The 16,618-nt window shown below is 73.2% G+C and carries 14 protein-coding genes and 1 pseudogene; 8 read left to right on the top strand and 7 right to left on the bottom strand.

The window, feature by feature from the left end; genetic code table 11:
- Nucleotides 1–61: 61 nt before the first annotated feature.
- Entirely contained in the window at nucleotides 62–439 is a 378-nt protein-coding gene (locus FXF50_RS13535; protein WP_148427719.1) for a phage holin family protein, read from the top strand.
- 137 nt (nucleotides 440–576) lie between these two features.
- On the top strand, nucleotides 577–1,602 hold the full coding sequence (gene fbaA, locus FXF50_RS13525) for a class II fructose-bisphosphate aldolase (protein WP_148427715.1): 1,026 nt from the start codon (nucleotides 577–579) through the stop codon (nucleotides 1,600–1,602).
- A gap of 55 nt (nucleotides 1,603–1,657) precedes the next feature.
- Here the strand turns inward: fbaA and FXF50_RS13520 are convergent, their stop codons facing one another.
- The gene (locus FXF50_RS13520) at nucleotides 1,658–2,869 is read right to left on the bottom strand and encodes an LOG family protein (RefSeq protein WP_148427713.1); all 1,212 of its coding nucleotides are present in this window, start codon (nucleotides 2,867–2,869) and stop codon (nucleotides 1,658–1,660) included.
- 261 nt (nucleotides 2,870–3,130) lie between these two features.
- Here FXF50_RS13520 and FXF50_RS13515 point away from each other — a divergent pair, with 261 nt between their 5' ends.
- Complete coding sequence (locus FXF50_RS13515) at nucleotides 3,131–3,559, top strand: DUF3151 domain-containing protein (RefSeq protein WP_148427711.1); 429 nt, start codon at nucleotides 3,131–3,133, stop codon at nucleotides 3,557–3,559.
- Nucleotides 3,560–3,605: 46 nt separating this feature from the next.
- Here FXF50_RS13515 and FXF50_RS13510 read toward each other — a convergent pair whose 3' ends face one another.
- Together FXF50_RS13510 and FXF50_RS13505 are read right to left on the bottom strand one after the other, a co-directional pair.
- Nucleotides 3,606–5,828: a chromosome partitioning protein gene (locus tag FXF50_RS13510; protein WP_148427709.1), complete on the bottom strand. Its 2,223-nt coding sequence runs from the start codon at nucleotides 5,826–5,828 to the stop codon at nucleotides 3,606–3,608.
- Nucleotides 5,829–5,902: 74 nt separating this feature from the next.
- A complete protein-coding gene (locus tag FXF50_RS13505; protein WP_148427707.1) occupies nucleotides 5,903–6,901 on the bottom strand; it encodes a diacylglycerol kinase family protein in 999 nt (332 codons plus the stop codon).
- Nucleotides 6,902–7,023: 122 nt separating this feature from the next.
- Here FXF50_RS13505 and FXF50_RS13500 point away from each other — a divergent pair, with 122 nt between their 5' ends.
- The 4 genes and pseudogenes from FXF50_RS13500 (at nucleotide 7,024) to purD (ending at nucleotide 10,729) form a co-directional block, all read left to right on the top strand.
- The gene (locus FXF50_RS13500) at nucleotides 7,024–8,313 is read left to right on the top strand and encodes an adenylosuccinate synthase (RefSeq protein WP_148427705.1); all 1,290 of its coding nucleotides are present in this window, start codon (nucleotides 7,024–7,026) and stop codon (nucleotides 8,311–8,313) included.
- 87 nt (nucleotides 8,314–8,400) lie between these two features.
- Nucleotides 8,401–8,610, top strand: a pseudogene (locus FXF50_RS29850) (type IV toxin-antitoxin system AbiEi family antitoxin domain-containing protein); the annotation flags it as partial.
- Between the two features lie 216 nt (nucleotides 8,611–8,826).
- The gene (locus FXF50_RS29845; protein WP_255510022.1) at nucleotides 8,827–9,393 is read left to right on the top strand and encodes an endonuclease domain-containing protein; all 567 of its coding nucleotides are present in this window, start codon (nucleotides 8,827–8,829) and stop codon (nucleotides 9,391–9,393) included.
- 88 nt (nucleotides 9,394–9,481) lie between these two features.
- On the top strand, nucleotides 9,482–10,729 hold the full coding sequence (gene purD / locus FXF50_RS13490) for a phosphoribosylamine--glycine ligase (protein WP_148427701.1): 1,248 nt from the start codon (nucleotides 9,482–9,484) through the stop codon (nucleotides 10,727–10,729).
- Nucleotides 10,730–10,832: 103 nt separating this feature from the next.
- Here purD and FXF50_RS13485 read toward each other — a convergent pair whose 3' ends face one another.
- The 4 genes from FXF50_RS13485 to FXF50_RS13470 form a co-directional block, all read right to left on the bottom strand.
- On the bottom strand, nucleotides 10,833–12,398 hold the full coding sequence (locus FXF50_RS13485) for a N,N-dimethylformamidase beta subunit family domain-containing protein (RefSeq protein ID WP_255510015.1): 1,566 nt from the start codon (nucleotides 12,396–12,398) through the stop codon (nucleotides 10,833–10,835).
- Between the two features lie 93 nt (nucleotides 12,399–12,491).
- Entirely contained in the window at nucleotides 12,492–14,057 is a 1,566-nt protein-coding gene (locus FXF50_RS13480) for an AMP-binding protein (RefSeq protein ID WP_148427699.1), read from the bottom strand.
- Between the two features lie 174 nt (nucleotides 14,058–14,231).
- Nucleotides 14,232–15,446 (bottom strand): acyl-CoA dehydrogenase family protein, encoded by a 1,215-nt coding sequence (locus FXF50_RS13475; protein ID WP_148427697.1) that lies wholly within the window; start codon nucleotides 15,444–15,446, stop codon nucleotides 14,232–14,234.
- Nucleotide 15,447: 1 nt separating this feature from the next.
- Nucleotides 15,448–15,900 (bottom strand): SCP2 sterol-binding domain-containing protein, encoded by a 453-nt coding sequence (locus tag FXF50_RS13470; protein WP_091315823.1) that lies wholly within the window; start codon nucleotides 15,898–15,900, stop codon nucleotides 15,448–15,450.
- A 77-nt stretch (nucleotides 15,901–15,977) separates the two neighbouring features.
- On the opposite strand from FXF50_RS13470, the gene FXF50_RS13465 reads away from it, so the two are divergent.
- Nucleotides 15,978–16,616 carry a TetR/AcrR family transcriptional regulator gene (locus FXF50_RS13465; protein WP_187399658.1) on the top strand — a complete coding sequence of 213 codons (639 nt, stop codon included), beginning with the start codon at nucleotides 15,978–15,980 and terminating at the stop codon, nucleotides 16,614–16,616.
- The last annotated feature ends 2 nt before the right edge of the window (nucleotides 16,617–16,618 follow it).

The following is a 16,618-nucleotide window of genomic DNA, read 5'->3' as shown; positions in this document are numbered from 1 at the left end:
CGGAACGGTGGAGTCGGCGATTGTCCCCTCCGGGGGGAACACCCGGTGCCAGGATGGTGACGTGGGGTTCCTGATCCGGCTGGCGATCACCGCGGTCGCGCTGTGGGTCACCACGCTCATCGTGCCCGGGGTGGAGGTGACCGGCCACAACGGTTTCAACACCGTGTTCACCCTGGTCGTGGTGGCGCTCATCTTCGGCGCGGTCAACGCCCTGCTGAAGCCGGTCATCAAGGTGATCGGCTGCGTGTTCTACCTGCTCACGCTCGGTCTGTTCGCGCTCGTGGTCAACGCGCTGCTGTTCCTGCTCACCGACTGGATCGCCCGCGGGCTGGACCTGTCGTTCCACGTCAACGGCTTCTGGGCGGCGTTCTGGGGCGCCATCGTGATGGCCGTGGTGAGCTGGCTGATCAGCGTCGTGGTGCCGGACAGCCTGGATTAGCGGTGAGCGGTTCCCGGGTCGGTTGTGTCCGCCGCGCGCTCCTACGGGATACTTCCCGCGGTGGACAGCGCGGTCCGGCGCATCCAAGGAAGACAGCGGCCTGCGCGGCCGATAGCGGTAAGTAAGGAGCGTTCGACATGCCCATCGCTTCCCCCGAGGCTTACGCGGAGATGCTGGACCGGGCCAAGGCCGGCCACTTCGCGTACCCCGCGATCAACGTGACCTCGTCGCAGACGCTGAACGCGGCGCTCAAGGGCTTCGCCGACGCGGAGAGCGACGGCATCATCCAGGTCTCCACCGGTGGCGCCGAGTACCTGTCCGGCCCGTCCGTGAAGAACATGGTCAGCGGCGCGGTCGCGTTCGCCAAGTACGCCCACGAGGTGGCGAAGAACTACCCGGTCAACATCGCGCTGCACACCGACCACTGCCCGAAGGACAAGCTGGACAAGTTCGTCCGGCCGCTGATGAAGATTTCCCAGGAGCGGGTGCAGCGCGGCGAGGAGCCGCTGTTCCAGTCGCACATGTGGGACGGCTCCGCCGTGCCGGTGCCGGAGAACCTGCAGATCGCCGCGGAGCTGCTCGACGAGGCCGCCAAGGGCAAGATCGTCCTCGAGATCGAGGTCGGCGTCGTCGGCGGCGAGGAGGACGGCGTCGAGAACGCCATCAACGAGAAGCTCTACACCACCGTCGAGGACGGCCTGGCCATGGTCGACGCGCTCGGCCTCGGCGAGAAGGGCCGCTACATGGCGGCGCTGACCTTCGGCAACGTGCACGGCGTCTACAAGCCGGGCAACGTCAAGCTCCGCCCCGAGGTGCTCAACCACATCCAGGTGGCGGTCGGTGCCAAGTACGGCAAGGAGAAGCCGCTCAGCCTGGTCTTCCACGGCGGCTCCGGCTCGCTGCTGTCGGAGATCCGCGAGGCGCTGGACTACGGCGTGGTGAAGATGAACATCGACACCGACACCCAGTACTGCTTCACCCGGCCCGTGGTGGACTTCATGTTCCGCAACTACGACGGCGTGCTGAAGGTCGACGGCGAGGTCGGCAACAAGAAGATGTACGACCCGCGCGTCTGGGGCAAGGCCGCCGAGGCCGGCATGGCCGCCCGCGTCGTGGAGGCCTGCGAGGCCCTGCGTTCCACCGGCACCACGATGAACAAGTAACGAACCGCTCGACCGGAGGCCGGCTCCCCGCCCGGGGGGCCGGCCTCCGCGCGTCTCAGCCGGCGGTCAACACCCGGACCGCCTCGCGCACGTCGTCGGTGAGGTGCACCGTGGCCGACAGGTCACCGAACGGGGAGGCGGCGAAGAGCGGGCGCAGCAGGGACTCGACCGGCAGCTCGGTGGTCCAGTACGTCCGGTCCAGGAAGACGTACGCCCCGCTCGCCCCGTCGGTGCCGTAGTAGGTCTTCGTGGCCGCCTGGAACACCTCCTGCACCGTGCCGGCCCGGCCCGGCGCGAAGACGATCCCGCCCCGGGCCAGCCGCAGGATGGTGTCCTCCCGGATGGCGTTGGAGAAGTACTTGGCGATCCGCCCGGCGAACAGGTTCGCCGGCTCGTGCCCGTACAGCCAGGTGGGGATGGCCAGGCCGCCCGAGCGGGCCCACTCGGTGCCGGCCGCCGCCGGGCGGGGCGTGGGCAGGGCCGGCCCGGCCGCGTACCGCTCCCGGACCCGCAGCGCCGCGTCCGTGTAGCGGTCGTGGTCGGTGAAGTCGGGCGCGGTGGCCAGCAGGTCGATCGCCGCGGTCAGCTCCTCCGCCGGCCACGCCGCGAGGAACGCGCCCAGGTTGGCCGCCTCCATCACGCCGGGCCCACCGCCGGTCACCACCAGCCGGTCGGCCCGCGCCAGCTCCCAGCCCAGCACCGCCGCCATCCGGTACGCGGCGCTGCCGCGCGGCACCGCGTGCCCGCCCATCACGCCCACCACGGACTGCGGCCCGTGCACGGCCAGCCAGGCCCGGGTGGCGTCGGCCAGGGCGTTGTCCACCCCGTGGTCGTGCAGCCGCTGACCGAGCGCCTCCCGCACGTCGGGCAGGGCGCCGCCGTGCGCCCGGAAGTGCGCGTACACCCGGGTGTCGTACATCCCTTCGAAGCCGCCCTCGGCGAAGCCGGCGGCCAGGTCGTCGGCCGTGTAGAGGTGGGACGGCTGGGTCGGGTAGGGCAGCCCGGAGAAGGGCGGGACGACGTTCGCGCCCCGCCGGACCAGGTCCGCGCCGACCTCGCGGTCGGCGAACCGGCAGCCCACGAAGAGGGTGCCGGCGACCTCCACGCCGCGCAGGTCGGGGACCGGGTCCAGGTCGAGGCGGAGGCCCTGCACGGTCAGGCCGGCGAGGCTGCCCTCGGCCAGCCGCCGGTCGAACGCGGTCCGGGTCTCGATCTCGTCGGGATTGGCGTGCGGCTCGATGACGTCCGCGGGTGGTGGGGTCGGCACCAGATCATCCTGCCCCGCGGCGGCAAGCCGGCAAACGCGGGCGGCACGGACAGGAGCCCGGCGGCCAGGCCACCGGGCTCCTGCGTACCGGGTCCTGGGGAGGCTCCGGATCTGTAGTTGTAGTGGAAAAAGTCGCGCCGCGGCATGGGCCGCGGGTACGTGGGCGCGACGCCGCAGGCGTGACGAAACCCTCAGCCGTTCAGCCGACCGGCTGGCCGGACCCCCTCGCATACCCCCGGGCGAAGCGGGTTGAATGGGGCGATGCAGAACCTGTTGCCTGAGCCACCGGCCACCCTGCTCCCCGCACACGAGGAGGCCGACGCCGCGCTGGCGGCCGCCGCCGAGCAGGACACCGACGAGGCGTACGCCGAGGTCGCGGCCCGCTTCCCGACCTACAGCGCGGCCTGGGCGGCGCTGGCCACCCGGGCGCTCGCCGCGGGCCAGGTCATCCCGGCGTACGCGTACGCCCGCACCGGCTACCACCGGGGCCTCGACCAGCTGCGCCGCAGCGGCTGGAAGGGCCACGGCCCGGTGCCCTGGTCGCACAAGCCCAACCGGGGCTTCCTCCGCTGCCTCTACGTGCTGTCCCGTGCGGCCGGCGAGATCGGCGAGGCGGACGAGGCGGCGCGCTGCGCCCAGTTCCTCCGCGACTGCGACCCGGCCGCCGGGGACGCCCTGGCCAGCCACTGACGACGCGACGGCCGGTTCCCCGCGAGGAGCCGGCCGTCGCGCCTTCCTACAGCCCCTCCGCCACCGAGGCGGCGATCTTCAACCAGGCGTCCCGGGTGGCCGAGGAGAGCTGGCCGTACCGGATCGGCTCCCCGGTGTCGATGAGCCGCTCGTACGGCGCCAGCAGCACCGCCCGGGTCCGGGCGGCGAAGTGCTCCTGGATGGCCGGCAGGTCGATCTCCTTCCGGGACGGCGGCATCGACACCACCGTCACCGCCTGCCGGACCAGCCGCTGCCGGCCGCTCTGCTCCAGGTGGTCGAGCATCCGGGCGGCGGTCTCGGCCGAGTCGTTCCGCGCCGACATGGTGACCACCAACTGGTCGGTGGCGTCCATGGCGGCCTGCCAGTTCTGCGCCCGGACGTTGTTCCCGGTGTCCACGAAGATCAACTTGTAGAAGCGGCTGACCACCTCGCGGATCTCGGCGAACGCCGCGGCGGTCAGCATCTCGCCGCCGGTCGCCGACTCGTCCGAGGCGAGCACGTCGAACATGCCCTCGCCCTGCGAGCGGACGTACTGCGACAGGTCGCCGACCCGGCCGTGCGGGCCCTGGAACTGGGCCAGGTCGCGCAGCATGTCCCGCACGGTGCGGGAGTGGAAGTCCTGCTGGGCGCGCATCCCGAGGGTGCCCTGGGTCTCGTTGTTGTCCCAGGCCAGCACGTACCCGCCGCGCTTCTGGCCGAAGGTCATGGCGAGCAGCAGGATGGCGACGGTCTTGCCGGCGCCACCCTTCGGGTTGACCACCGTCACCTGGCGCAGCCCGCCGAAGTTGCGGCGCACCATCTCGATGTCCCGCCGCATCTCCTGCTCCTGCCGCCCCGGCGCGAGCCGGACCAGCCCGATCTTGTTGACCACCGCCCGGACGCCCATGGTGGCGACCGGGTCGACCGGCCGGACCTGCCGCCGCCGCGCGAAGTCCTCCGCCGTCGGCGGGGTACCGCTCGCCGGCGTCCAGACCTGCTCCGGGTACGCGGCCGGCCCGGGCTGCTGCATCCCGGGCTGCTGTGGTGGCGCCGGCTGCGCCTGTGCGGACTGTTGCTGCGGCGCGCCTGGCTGCGGGGGCGGGGTCGCCTGCTGGGGCCAGGCCGGCGGATACCACCCCGGCGCCCCGGCCTGCGGTGCCGGCGCGGCGGGGTCGGCCTGTGGCCCCGGCGCAGGTGGCCCGGCGTGCGGCGGTGGCGCGGCTGGGCCAGCCTGCGGCGCTGGCCCGGGAGGCCCGTAGCCGACTGGTCCCGTCGTCGGCTGCCCGTAGCCACCTGGCCCGGGCGCCGGCTGCCCGTAGCCGACCGGTCCGGGCGGGTAGGCCGTCCCGTCGCCGTAGGACTGCGGGAGCGGCACGCCGGGCGAGGGCGGGAATGGGCCGAGCCGCGGCGTCTCGCCCTCGGGCGGTCCGTCGGCGGTCAGGGCTTCGCTCTCAGGGCCTTCGTGGGGACCATCCTCATCCTGCGCCGGTGGGGTGGCTCCGGCCGCAGGTGCCACCGGCCCGGAAGCGGCCGAGTTGGTGATGGGCTGGGTCGCTGGCGGAACCGGATCGGCGTGCGGCGTCGGCGTGGCGGGGTCGGCGGTCGCGCGCTGCGGAGGCTGAGCCCAGGGGGAGTCAGGCCGGCCGTTCGACGGCGTGCCAGCCACACGGCCACCGGGGCTCTCCGCCTCTCCGGCAGGCGTGTCGCCGTCGTCCGCAGAGGCGTCGGCCCCGGTTCCGTCCGCTGCTGCGGTGGCCGGCCGGGGAGCGGTCCCTCCGGGCGTGCCAGGTGCGGGCGTGGCCCCGGAACCGTGAGCCGTGTCGTCCGGGCCGGCCGTCGTCGGTCGAGGGGCGGTCCCTCGCGGCGTGCCAGGTGCGGGCGTGGCCCCGGAACCGCGAGCCGTGTCCTCCGGGCCGCCGTCGGTGGCCGGTCGGGGGGCGGTCGCATCGGGGGTGCTGGGGGTAGATGGCGGTTGGTCGAGGGTGAACGGCAGGTCCAGGTCGACCGGGGGCTGCGCCGCGCGGGGTGCGGGCACGGTCTCACCCGCCTGGGCCTCGTCGGGAGCGGGTGGCTGCGGCCACGGGGTCGACGGTGCGGCGTCGCTGGGCGGGACGGGCCAGGGCGCCGCGCTCGGCTGGGCCGGGGCCGCCCACGGCGGGGCGGTGACGGCCGGGTCGGCCTGCTCGGGCGGCCAGAGCGGTTCGATGTCCCGCTCCGGCACCTGCGGTTGACCCGGCACGTGGGCCCGGTCGGCGTGTTCGTGCACCACGGTTCCTCCCCATTCCTCCCGCCGAGGATAGGCCGTCCGGTCTGCCGGGTGGCCCGAGCGGGGATCGACGGAGGTCAGGCCGTCCAGACCGCCCAGGCACCCGGCTCGGTCCACCAGGACCGCTTCCGGCTCAGCTCGCCCTCGACGCCGTCGTCGAGGAAGGGCACCTTCTCGTCGCGCGGTACGACCGCCGCCGCCCGGCCCCGGGCCCGGCGCACCTCCAGCCGTACCCTCTTCCTGCCCAACGCGGACCGGGTGACCACGGGCACGGCCACGGCCACCTGGACCCGGCCGTCGGACGGGTCCGGGTCGGCCAGCAGCGCCACGTCGCCCAGGCTCGCGTAACCGCCGGCGTTGCCGATCGCGCAGGCCATGATCGGCTCCTCGCCGGTGCTCAGCAGCTTGCCGTCGACCTCGACCCGGGCGCGCCAGTGCAGTGGCCGCCCCGCGTCGTCGGCCGCGCCGAGCAGCGCGCCGTCCAGCGTCACCGAGCCGCCGTCGTTGCGCAGCAGGTCGAGCCGCCGTGGGGTGCCGTCCAGCACCGCGGCGGCCACCGCGGCCGGGTCGCGGGGCAGGCCGAGCTGCGCGGCCAGGTCCCGCCCCGTCCCGGACCGGGCCGGGTCGAGCGGGAGTACGCCGACCGGCGGCAGGTCCGGCACGGTCCGGTTCTCGGGCAGGTCGGCGGGGCGGCGGCTGGGCGGCGGAGCGTACCGCCGGACCAGCCGGCGTAGCACGGCGCGCAACTGACCGTCGCTGGCTGCGGCGACGACCAGCCGGGTCTTGGAGTCCGGGTCCGGCCAGGTGAGGCCGTCGGCGCGGGGCGGGCCGTCGAGGCGGGCCAGCACCTCGTCGATCTCCGCGTCCGAACGGGCGGTCACCGTCTCCACCCGGGCGCCCCGGGCGGTCAGCGCGTCCGCACAGGCCAGCACCGGTACGCGCGGCGTCTCGCAGCGCTCCTCGGGCCGCTCGCCGGCCGCCTCGGACGCGCCACCGCAGCAGGCCCCACCGCTGCCGCAGCCCCCACCGGAAGCGTCGCGCTCCGAGCCGAGGGTGAGCAGCACCACGTCGTACACGAAGGAGCCTCCTGCTTCTCGACGAACCCCTGCCGGTCCCGCCGTCACTACTTGTTAGCCTGACACCCCGGGCTCGCCGACCGGTCGCCACCTGGCACCCGAGCCTTCTGGAGGCGGAGAAGATGCCAGCGATCGTGCTCATCGGCGCTCAGTGGGGCGACGAGGGCAAGGGCAAGGTTACCGACCTGCTGGGTGAGCGGGTCGACTACGTCGTGCGCTACTCCGGCGGCAACAACGCCGGCCACACGGTGATCACCCCGGACGGCCAGAAGTACGCGCTGCACCTCATGCCGTCCGGCGCGCTCTCGCCGGACGCGATGATCGTCATCGGCAACGGCGTGGTGGTCGACCCGAAGGTGCTGCTGGAGGAGATCGACGGTCTCGCCGAGCGGGGCGTGGACGTCTCCCGGCTGCGGATCTCGGGTGACGCGCACCTCATCATGCCGCACCACCGGGCGCTGGACCGGGTGGTCGAGCGCTACCTGGGCAGCTCGCGGATCGGCACCACCGGCCGGGGCATCGGCCCCGCGTACGGCGACAAGGTCGCCCGGATGGGCATCCGGCTCCAGGACCTGCTCGACCCTGGCATCCTGCGCAAGAAGCTGGAGCTGGCGCTCCGCGAGAAGAACCAGGTGCTGTTCAAGGTCTACAACCGCAAGGCGATCGACGTCGACGAGACCGTCGAGGAGTACCTGCGCTACGCGGAGCGGCTGCGGCCGTACATCGCGGAGACCCGGGTGATGCTCTGGGACGCGCTGGACCGCGGCGAGACCGTCCTGCTGGAGGGTGCCCAGGCCACCATGCTCGACATGGACCACGGCACCTACCCCTTCGTCACCTCGTCGAACCCGACGGCGGGCGGGGCGTGCGTGGGCGCGGGCATCCCGCCGACCGCGATCACCAAGGTCATCGCGGTGAGCAAGGCGTACACGACGCGGGTGGGCTCGGGCCCGTTCCCGACCGAGCTGTTCGACGACAACGGCCAGCACCTGCGCAAGATCGGCCACGAGTACGGCACCACCACCGGCCGCGAGCGCCGCACCGGCTGGTTCGACGCGGTCGTGGCCCGGTACGCCTGCCGCCTCAACGGCGTCACCGACCTGGTCATCACCAAGCTGGACGTGCTGACCGGCATGCCCAAGGTGCCGATCTGCGTGGGCTACGAGATCAACGGCGAGCGCTTCGACGACATGCCGATGACGCAGACCGACTTCCACCACGCCACCCCGATCTACGAAGAGCTCGACGGCTGGTGGGAAGACATCACCAAGGCCAGAACCGAGGCTGACCTGCCGGAAAACGCACGACGCTACATCGCCCGCATCGAAGAACTCTGCGGCACGAAGGTCAGCATCGTAGGCGTAGGCCCAGGCCGCGAGGAAAACGTAACCCGCCACCCCCTCCTCCCGTAGCCACCCCGACTCCGCGAGTTGATCAAGAAGTTTGCGTCTGGTTCGGCGCGAGTTCTGACGCAAACTTCTTGATCAACAACGGCTAGGGTGTGCGTTGTCCACAGGGTTGTCCACAGGGGCTTTCGGGGGTGTGGGGGGTCTGGGCAGCCTGGGTGGGTGGCTGATCGTGTCGGGTTGAGTCGGCTTGCTGGCCGGCAGGGTGGGGTGGTGACCGCCTCCCAGGCCGTTGCCCTGGGATTCAGTCGGGACCAGATCCGTCATCTCGCACGATCGGGGCGGTGGATCAGGGTGGCGCGCGGCTGTTTCGTGCCGGCGCCGCAGGTGGACGTGGCGGCACTCCGACGGGCCCGCATCCGGGCGGCCGTCGAGAGTCTCGGTCCCGGTGCCGTCGCCGTGCTCGACACCGCCGCCGAACTGCACCGCATCGGTGGCCTGCGCGCCGTGTCAGCGGTTCACGTCTCGGTGCCTCCAGGTCGGCCACGGCCGCAGCGGCCGGCTGACCCGGATCTGGTGGTGCATCAGCTCAAACTCGGTCCGGGTGATGTCGGCACCGTCGCCGGGCTTCCCGTCACGACCCCGGTCCGCACGGTGGCCGACGTCATTCTCCGGGCCGACCGCTACCCCGCGGTGTGCGTCCTCGACTCGGCGCTCAACCGGCAGCTGATCGACGAGTCGGACCTGTCCCTGGTGGCGGCGCTCATCGCCCGGCGGCGGGGTGCCGTGGGGGCCCGACTCTGCCTGGCGCAGTCCGACGGCCGGGCCCAGTCACCCCTGGAGACCCGGGTCCGGCTGCGATGCGTGGACGGCGGCGTGCCGCCCGACGCCCTCCAGTTGGAGGTCCGCGACGAGGACGGCTACCTGCTCGGCATCGGCGACCTGGGCTGGCGCGGCGCCCGAGTCATCGCCGAGGCCGACGGCCAGACCCCCCACCAGACACCCCAGGCCATCTACGAGGACCGCCGACGCCAGAACCGCCTGACCAACGCCGGCTGGACCGTCCTCCGCTTCACCTGGCCCGACACCCTCCGCCCCGACTACATCCCCCACACGGTGGCACGCGCCCTCCGACGGCCTCGTTGATCAAGAGGTTTGCGTCACCGAGGGCCGGAATTGAGACGCAAACTTCTTGATCAACAAGGCTGGGTGGGGTGGTCAGTAGGATGCCGTCGTGCGGGTTCTTCTTGTGGGTGGTGGAGGGCGGGAGCATGCGCTCGCGCTCGGGCTGGTCGCTGATCCTTCCGTTGAGGCGCTGGTGGCGGCTCCGGGGAATCCGGGGATCGCCGCGGTGGCCGAGGTGCGGGACGTCAACGCCACCGATCCGGCGGCGGTGGCGGCGCTCGCCGTCGAGGTGGCCGCGGATCTCGTGGTGATCGGTCCGGAGGCGCCGCTGGTGGCCGGGGTCGCCGACGCGGTCCGCGCCAAGGGCATCGCGGCGTTCGGGCCGTCGGCCGAGGCGGCCCGGCTGGAGGGCTCGAAGGCGTTCGCCAAGGACGTGATGACCGCGGCCGGCGTGCCGACCGCCCGGGCGTACACCTGCACGGACGCGGCGAGCGTCGGGAAGGCGCTGGACGAGTTCGGTGCGCCGTACGTCGTGAAGAACGACGGGCTGGCCGCGGGCAAGGGCGTCGTGGTGACCGATGACCGCGCCGCCGCCGCGCGGCACGCCGAGGAGTGCGGCCGGGTGGTGATCGAGGAGTACCTGGCCGGTCCCGAGGTCTCGCTCTTCGTGGTTACCGACGGGGAGGCGGCCGTGCCGCTGCTGCCCGCCCAGGACTTCAAGCGGGTCGGCGACGGCGACACCGGGCCGAACACCGGCGGCATGGGCGCGTACACGCCGCTGCCCTGGGCCCCGCCCGGCCTGGTCGACGAGGTGATGCGCGACGTGGTGCACCCGACGCTGGCCGAGTTGCGCCGCCGGGGCACCCCGTTCACCGGCCTGCTCTACGTGGGCCTGGCGATCACCGCCGCCGGTCCGCGCGTGATCGAGTTCAACGCCCGCTTCGGCGACCCGGAGACGCAGGTGGTGCTCGCCCTGCTGGAGACGCCGCTGGGCGGGCTGCTGCACGCCGCCGCCACCGGCACGCTGGCCGCGCACCCGCCGCTGCGTTGGCGCGACGGCGCGGCGGTCACCGTCGTGGTGGCGGCCGAGGGCTACCCGGCGGCGCCGCGTACCGGTGACGTGATCACCGGCGCGGACCGCGCCGGGGTCATCCACGCCGGCACCCGCCGGGACGCCGACGGCACCCTGCGGTCCGCCGGGGGCCGGGTCCTCTGCGGTACGGCCACCGGCCCGGACCTGGCCGCCGCACGGGATGCCGCCTACGAGGTGGTACGCGGCGTCGGGTTGGCCGGCTCGCACCACCGCTCCGACATCGCCGCCGCCGCCGTGGACGGCCAGATCGGTCTTCCCGCCTGACCGGACCCGGCCCGTCTCGTCCCCGTCCTGAACGATGGCGGCGACGAGGCGACCACCGGCCGTTCGGAGAAGACCAAGGGCCCGTTCGGGCCGACGCCCGTCGTCAGCGGTTGGTCGGGCCGGGCGTGACCTCCGGCTGATCCGCCGTCCCGAGGCCGGTCTCGTCCGGCACCGCGCCGCGGGGTATGCGGCCGACGATCCGGTCGAGCACGTTGGCGGTGGCCCGCTCGATCCGCTCGTCGCGGTATCCGCGCCGGTTGAGCGCCATCGTCCAGCCGAGCGTGCCGGTGGCGAAGACCACCGCGCCCCCGGGCCGTTCGTACACGTGGCTGCTCTGCATCCGCCGCCCGCCCTGCTGTGCGGGGTAGAGCGACCCGCTGAGCAGGGTCTCGCGGAGCCCGAGGGGCCGGGCGGCGCCGGCGTGGACGCCGTCCGCCTCGCCCTGGACGACGCCGGGAATGCGGTCGCCGTCGGCCACCCCGGTGCCGGCCCACACCCAGTGGTCGGCCGACCGGACCACGAGCGGCTGCGGGGTGACGACGATGCCGTTGTACTGGACGCCGAGCAGCGCCTGCTCGGGCTTGTCGAGGCCGCGCCAGGTGACCGTCGGCCCGGCGGCGTCCTCGTCCGGGTCCGGGGTGGTCTTGGCGCAGGCGACGACCCGTTCCGGGCGGCCGTCGGCGGAAGGGCGCACCCGGATGTGCCAGTAGACGCTGTTGGCGCCGAGGAAGGCGAGGCTGGTGCCGTCGGCCAGCCCGGCTTCGGCGGCCCGGCGCATCTCCGCCGACCAGTACTCGTCGTGCCCGCAGAACACCAGCCCCCGGTGGCGGGCCGGGTCGAGTCGTCCGGAGTGCAGGTCGAAGCTGGTGGCATAGCTGATGTCGTAGCTGTTGCGTTCCAGCCACTGGACGGCGTCGTGGTCCCGGCTGAACTGGGTGGGCTGGCCCGCGTTGGCGTAGGGGCGGTCGAAGGAAACCTCGCGCGCCCGCAGCGCCGGATCCCGCCGCCCGCTGGCCGCGTAGCCGTTGTAGAGGCTCTTGCCGGCCCGCCGGTCCCGCGGCCACTGGTTGTACGCCTGCCAGGTCGTCACGGGCAGCACCACGCAGAGCGCGGCGGCCCGCCGGTCGTCCCGCACCACGAAGGGGGTGCACGCGCGCCAGCCGTCGGTGGAGGTGAAGACCGCCTGGTAGAGGCCGGAGGTCCAGTCCTCGGGGATGCGGAGGGTCCAGGACACCGGCCAGCGGCAGGCGATGGCGCCGGTCGCCGGGTCGGCCGGCGGCACCGGCTGCGGGGTGCCGTCGAGGTCCGGGCTGGTCAGCATGGTCCGGGCGCCGGCGCCGTCGTACCAGCCGAGCCGGTGCACGGTGATCCGGAACCGGCCGGCCGGATTGACCGCGACGTGGAAGTCGACGGACTCGCCGGGGGCGAGGCTGGTCGTCGAGGCGTACCCCTGGATCTGCCGCCGCCGGTCGTCGGTGGCCCGGGCGCCGTCCGGCGGCCACCAGGGTTCGCCGGCCGCGCGGTTCTCCACCTCGACGGGCGGGGACTCGCGGCGGACCGGTGTGACGGCGCGGCGCCGGCTGAGCACGGGCTCGGAGGTGCCGAGCGCCGTGGCCGACACGCCACCGAGGAGGAGACCGAGGGCCCAACGCCGACGGATCCGGACCATGCGAGCAGCTCCCGAGGGGATGGAAGGCACTGCCGGGACAGCCGGCGCAGGGAAGGTATCACCGGCGACGGCGGCCCGTCCGTCCCCTGTGGCTCAACCGTAGTAGCGGCGGAGTTCCCGGCTGAGCACCTTGCCGGTGGCGTTGCGCGGCAGGTATTTCACGAACACCACGTCCCGGGGTACGGAGAAGCGGGCCAGGTAGTGCCGGACGTACTCGCGGACGGCCTCCGGGTCGAGCGTCTCGCCGGGGTGCAGGGCGAGGAACGCGGCCAGCCGCTGGCCGTACTCGGTGTCGGGCACGCCGATCACCGCGACCTCGCGGACCTGCGGGAGGCGGGCGATGAGGTCCTCCACCTCGGACGGGAAGACGTTCTCGCCGCCGGAGACGATCATGTCGTCGGCGCGCCCGTCGATGAAGAGCAGGCCCTCGGGGTTCACGCGGCCCAGGTCGCCGGTGTCGAGCAGGCCGTCGTGGCTCTCCCGGCCGGCACCCGAGGTGTAGCCCTCGAAGAGCATCTCGTTGCCCACGAAGATCCGGCCGACCCGGCCGTCCCGGACCGGTTCGCCGGCGTCGTCCAGGATCTCCAGCCGGGTGCCGTGCGGGGGTCGACCCGCCGTGGTGGGGGCCGTGCGCAGCTCGGCCGGGCCGGCGATGGAGGCCCAGGAGACCTCGGTCGAGCCGTAGAGGTTGTGGAGGACGTCGCCGTAGCGGTCCATGAAGGCGGTGGCCAGGCCGCCGGGGAGCGCCGAGCCGCTGACCGCGACCACCTTGAGCGGCGGCCGGGACGCGGGCGGTGGCACCTCCATGAGCCGTTGCAGCATCACCGGTACGGCGAAGAGCGCGTCGCAGGGATGCGCGGCCAGGGCGGCCAGCGTGGCGGCCGGGTCGAACCGGCGGTGCAGCACGATCGTCGCGCGCAGCGCGAACGACACCTGGAGGGCGGCGTACCCCCAGGTGTGGAAGATGGGCGCGGCGATCAGCACGGTGTCGTGCACGTGCAGCGGGATGCGGTCGATGATGGACACCAGCGGGCCGAAGCCGTGCGGTGTGGGCCGGCGGGCGCCCTTGGGCGCGCCGGTGGTGCCGGAGGTGAGCACGATGGTCCGGCCGTCCCGCTCCGGCGGCTGGAGCTCGTCACCGGGCAGCGCGCCGGCGATCAGCTCCTCCTGGCGGCGCTCGTCGACCCGGTGCAGCTCGGCGGGGAGGCCGAGGACCAGCTCGGCGAACTCGGCGTCGTGCACGAGCACGCGCAGGCCCTGCTCCTCGGCGACGGTGGCCAGCTGGGCCGCGGAGAGACCGGTGTTGACGAGGACGGCGTCCGCGCCGAGCAGCGTGGCGGCGACGATCGCCTCGATGAGGCCGTGGTGGTTGCGGCAGAGCACGCCCACCCGGTCGCCGGCCTGGACGCCGAGCCCGGCCCGCAGGGACCGGGCCAGCCGTTGCGAGCGGTCCAGCAGCTCCTGGTACGTGAGCGCGGCGCCGTGCTCGTCGACGACGGCGGTCCGCCCCGGGTCGCGGGCGGCGGCCTGGCGCAGCTCCCCGGCGAGGCTCCAGCCCCACCGGCGCAGCGCGTTGAGTTGGGAGGCCACCCGGATCGGGCGGCCCGGGTTGAGCAGTCCGCGTCGGGTCAGCGTGGCGACGATGAACGGCAGGTCCAAGTCGCGACCCTCCTTCGCGTTCGTGTTCTCCCGATCATGCACCCGGGGCGGCGCGGGGCCCAGCCCGTGTGATCAGGTGCCCAGCCTGCGGACACTCTGAACGTGCCGGGTGGACCGGCGACCCGACCCGCGGCAGGCGGTGCCACCGCGGGTCGGGTCGGGGTCCGCCGGCGATCAGCGGATCTGCATACCGGAGATGGCCCGGGAGATGACCAGCCGCTGGATCTCGGAAGTGCCCTCGAAGATGGTGTAGATCTTGGCGTCCCGGTACCACCGCTCGACCGGGTGGTCGCGCAGGAAGCCGGCTCCGCCGAGGAGCTGGACGGCCCGGTCGGTGACCGACACGGCCACCTCGCCGGCCTTGAGCTTGGACATCGAGCCCTCGCCCGCGGTGAACGGCCGGTTGTTGCGACCCATCCAGGAGGCCCGCCAGACCAGCAGCCGGGCCGCGTCGATCTCCATCTTCATGTCGGCCAGCGCGAACGCGACCGCCTGGTTCTCGATGATGGGCCGACCGAACTGGACCCGCTCCTTGGCGTAGTCGAGGGCGTACTCGTACGCGGCGCGGGCCACGCCGAGCGCCTGCGCGCCGACGGTCGGCCGGGACAGTTCGAACGTGCGCATCGCGGCCTGGCTGGAGGCGCGCTGGCCGGTGCGGGCGCGGGCGAGCCGCTCGTCGAGCGCCTCCTTGCCGCCGAGCAGGCAGCGCCCGGGCACCCGTACGTCGTCGAGGAAGACGTCGGCGGTGTGCGAGGCGCGGAGCCCGAGCTTGCGCAGCTTGCGGGTGGCGTTGAGCCCCGGCGTGCCCGGCGGCACGACGAACGCGGCCTGTCCCCGCGAGCCCAGTTCGGGTTCGATCGAGGCGGTGACCACGTGCACGCCGGCGATGCCGCCGTTGGTGGCGTACGCCTTCTGCCCGTTGAGCACCCACTCGTCGGTGGCCTCGTCGTAGACCGCCCGGGTCCGCATGGACCCGACGTCGGAGCCGGCCTCCGGCTCGGTGGTGCAGAACGCCGCGACGGCGGGCTGGTCGACGTCGCCGAAGCACTGCGGCACCCACTCGACGAGCTGGTCGGGGGTGCCGGCGCCGTAGATGGCGGCGACGGCCAGCGAGGTGCCGAAGATGCTCAGGCCGATGCCGGCGTCACCCCAGAACAGCTCTTCGCTGGCGATCGGCAGGGAGAGGCCGCTCGGGTCGGCCCAGCAGGTGGCGAGGAACTCGAAGCCGTACAGGCCGACCTTCGCCGCCTCCTGGATGAGCGGCCAGGGCGTCTCCTCGCGGGCGTCCCACTCGGCCGCGGCCGGGCGCACGACCTCGGCGGCGAAGCCGTGCACCCAGTCGCGAAGGTCCCGCTGTTCCTCGTTCAGGTCGAGCGAGAACTCGGCCATCTCAGGCCTTGGGGATGTCGAACAGGTTGGCGATGTTGGCGGCGAGGCCCAGGTCGCCCTTGGCCTTCAGCTTGCCCGTCATGAACATCATGACCGGGTTGCCACCACCGGAGACGATCTTCAGGAACTCGACCGGGCCCATGGTGAGGCTGAGCTTCGGGTCCCGGGTGGGGGTCTCCGAGACGGTGCAGGTGCCGTTCTCGATGACGATCTCGTAGGTGTCGGTGCCACCGTCGGGACGGCCGGTGATGTTCCAGTGGATGACCGCGTTGGTGGAACCCGCCCGGTCGGCCCGGAACAGGCTCGGCATCCGGTTGAAGACCTCGCTCAGGATCTTGCCGCGCAGGTCGCCGGACATGATCTCAGCGAGCTTGTCGTCGGGGGTGGACTTGACCAGCTGCGCGAACTCCTTCGGGCCGACGTTCGCGAAGTTGGCCGGGTCGAAGTCACTCATGGGGGATGCACCTCTCGGGCGAGCCGACTTTGGTTACTCAGGCGTAACCTTACGCACGAGTAGGTATGCTCGCAAGGGTGTCCAGCACACCGTCCTTCAAGCGCCTCCCCCGTGCCGTGCGCGAGCAGCAGATGCTCGACGCGGCGGTCAAGGTCTTCTCCCGCCGGGGGTTCCACGCGGCCAGCATGGACGAGATCGCCGACGACGCCGGCATCTCCAAGCCCATGGTCTACGCGTACCTCGGCACCAAGGAGGAGCTCTTCGTCGCCTGCCTGCGCCGCGAGGGCACCCGGATGATGGAGGCCATCGCCGGGGCGGCCGCCTCCGACCTGCCCGCCGACGAGCGGCTCTGGCGCGGGCTGCGGGCCTTCTTCGGCTTCGTGGGCGCGCACCGGGACGGCTGGGCCGTGCTCTACCGGCAGGCCCGCGGCGAGCAGCCGTTCGCCGCCGAGCTGGCCACCATGCGCGGACGGCTGGTCGAGGTGGTCGCCGGGATGCTCGACCACGCGCTGCGCGCCAAGGGGCGCGAGGTCCGCGCCACCGATCTGGAGGTCGTCGCGTACGCCCTGGTCGGCGCGACCGAGTCGCTGGCCGACTGGCTGGCCGACCACCCGGAGGCCGACCCGGAGAAGACCGCCACCCGGATGATGAACGTGGCCTGGCTCGGCGCCGACCAACTGCTGCGCGGGATCACCTGGCATCCGCCGGCCGGCTGACC

Source organism: Micromonospora sp. AP08, assembly GCF_008085935.1.
GTDB classification, from domain to species: domain Bacteria; phylum Actinomycetota; class Actinomycetes; order Mycobacteriales; family Micromonosporaceae; genus Micromonospora; species Micromonospora chersina.
Note: the sequence above shows the minus strand (reverse complement) of the source record. Positions and strands in the feature narration are given on the sequence as shown.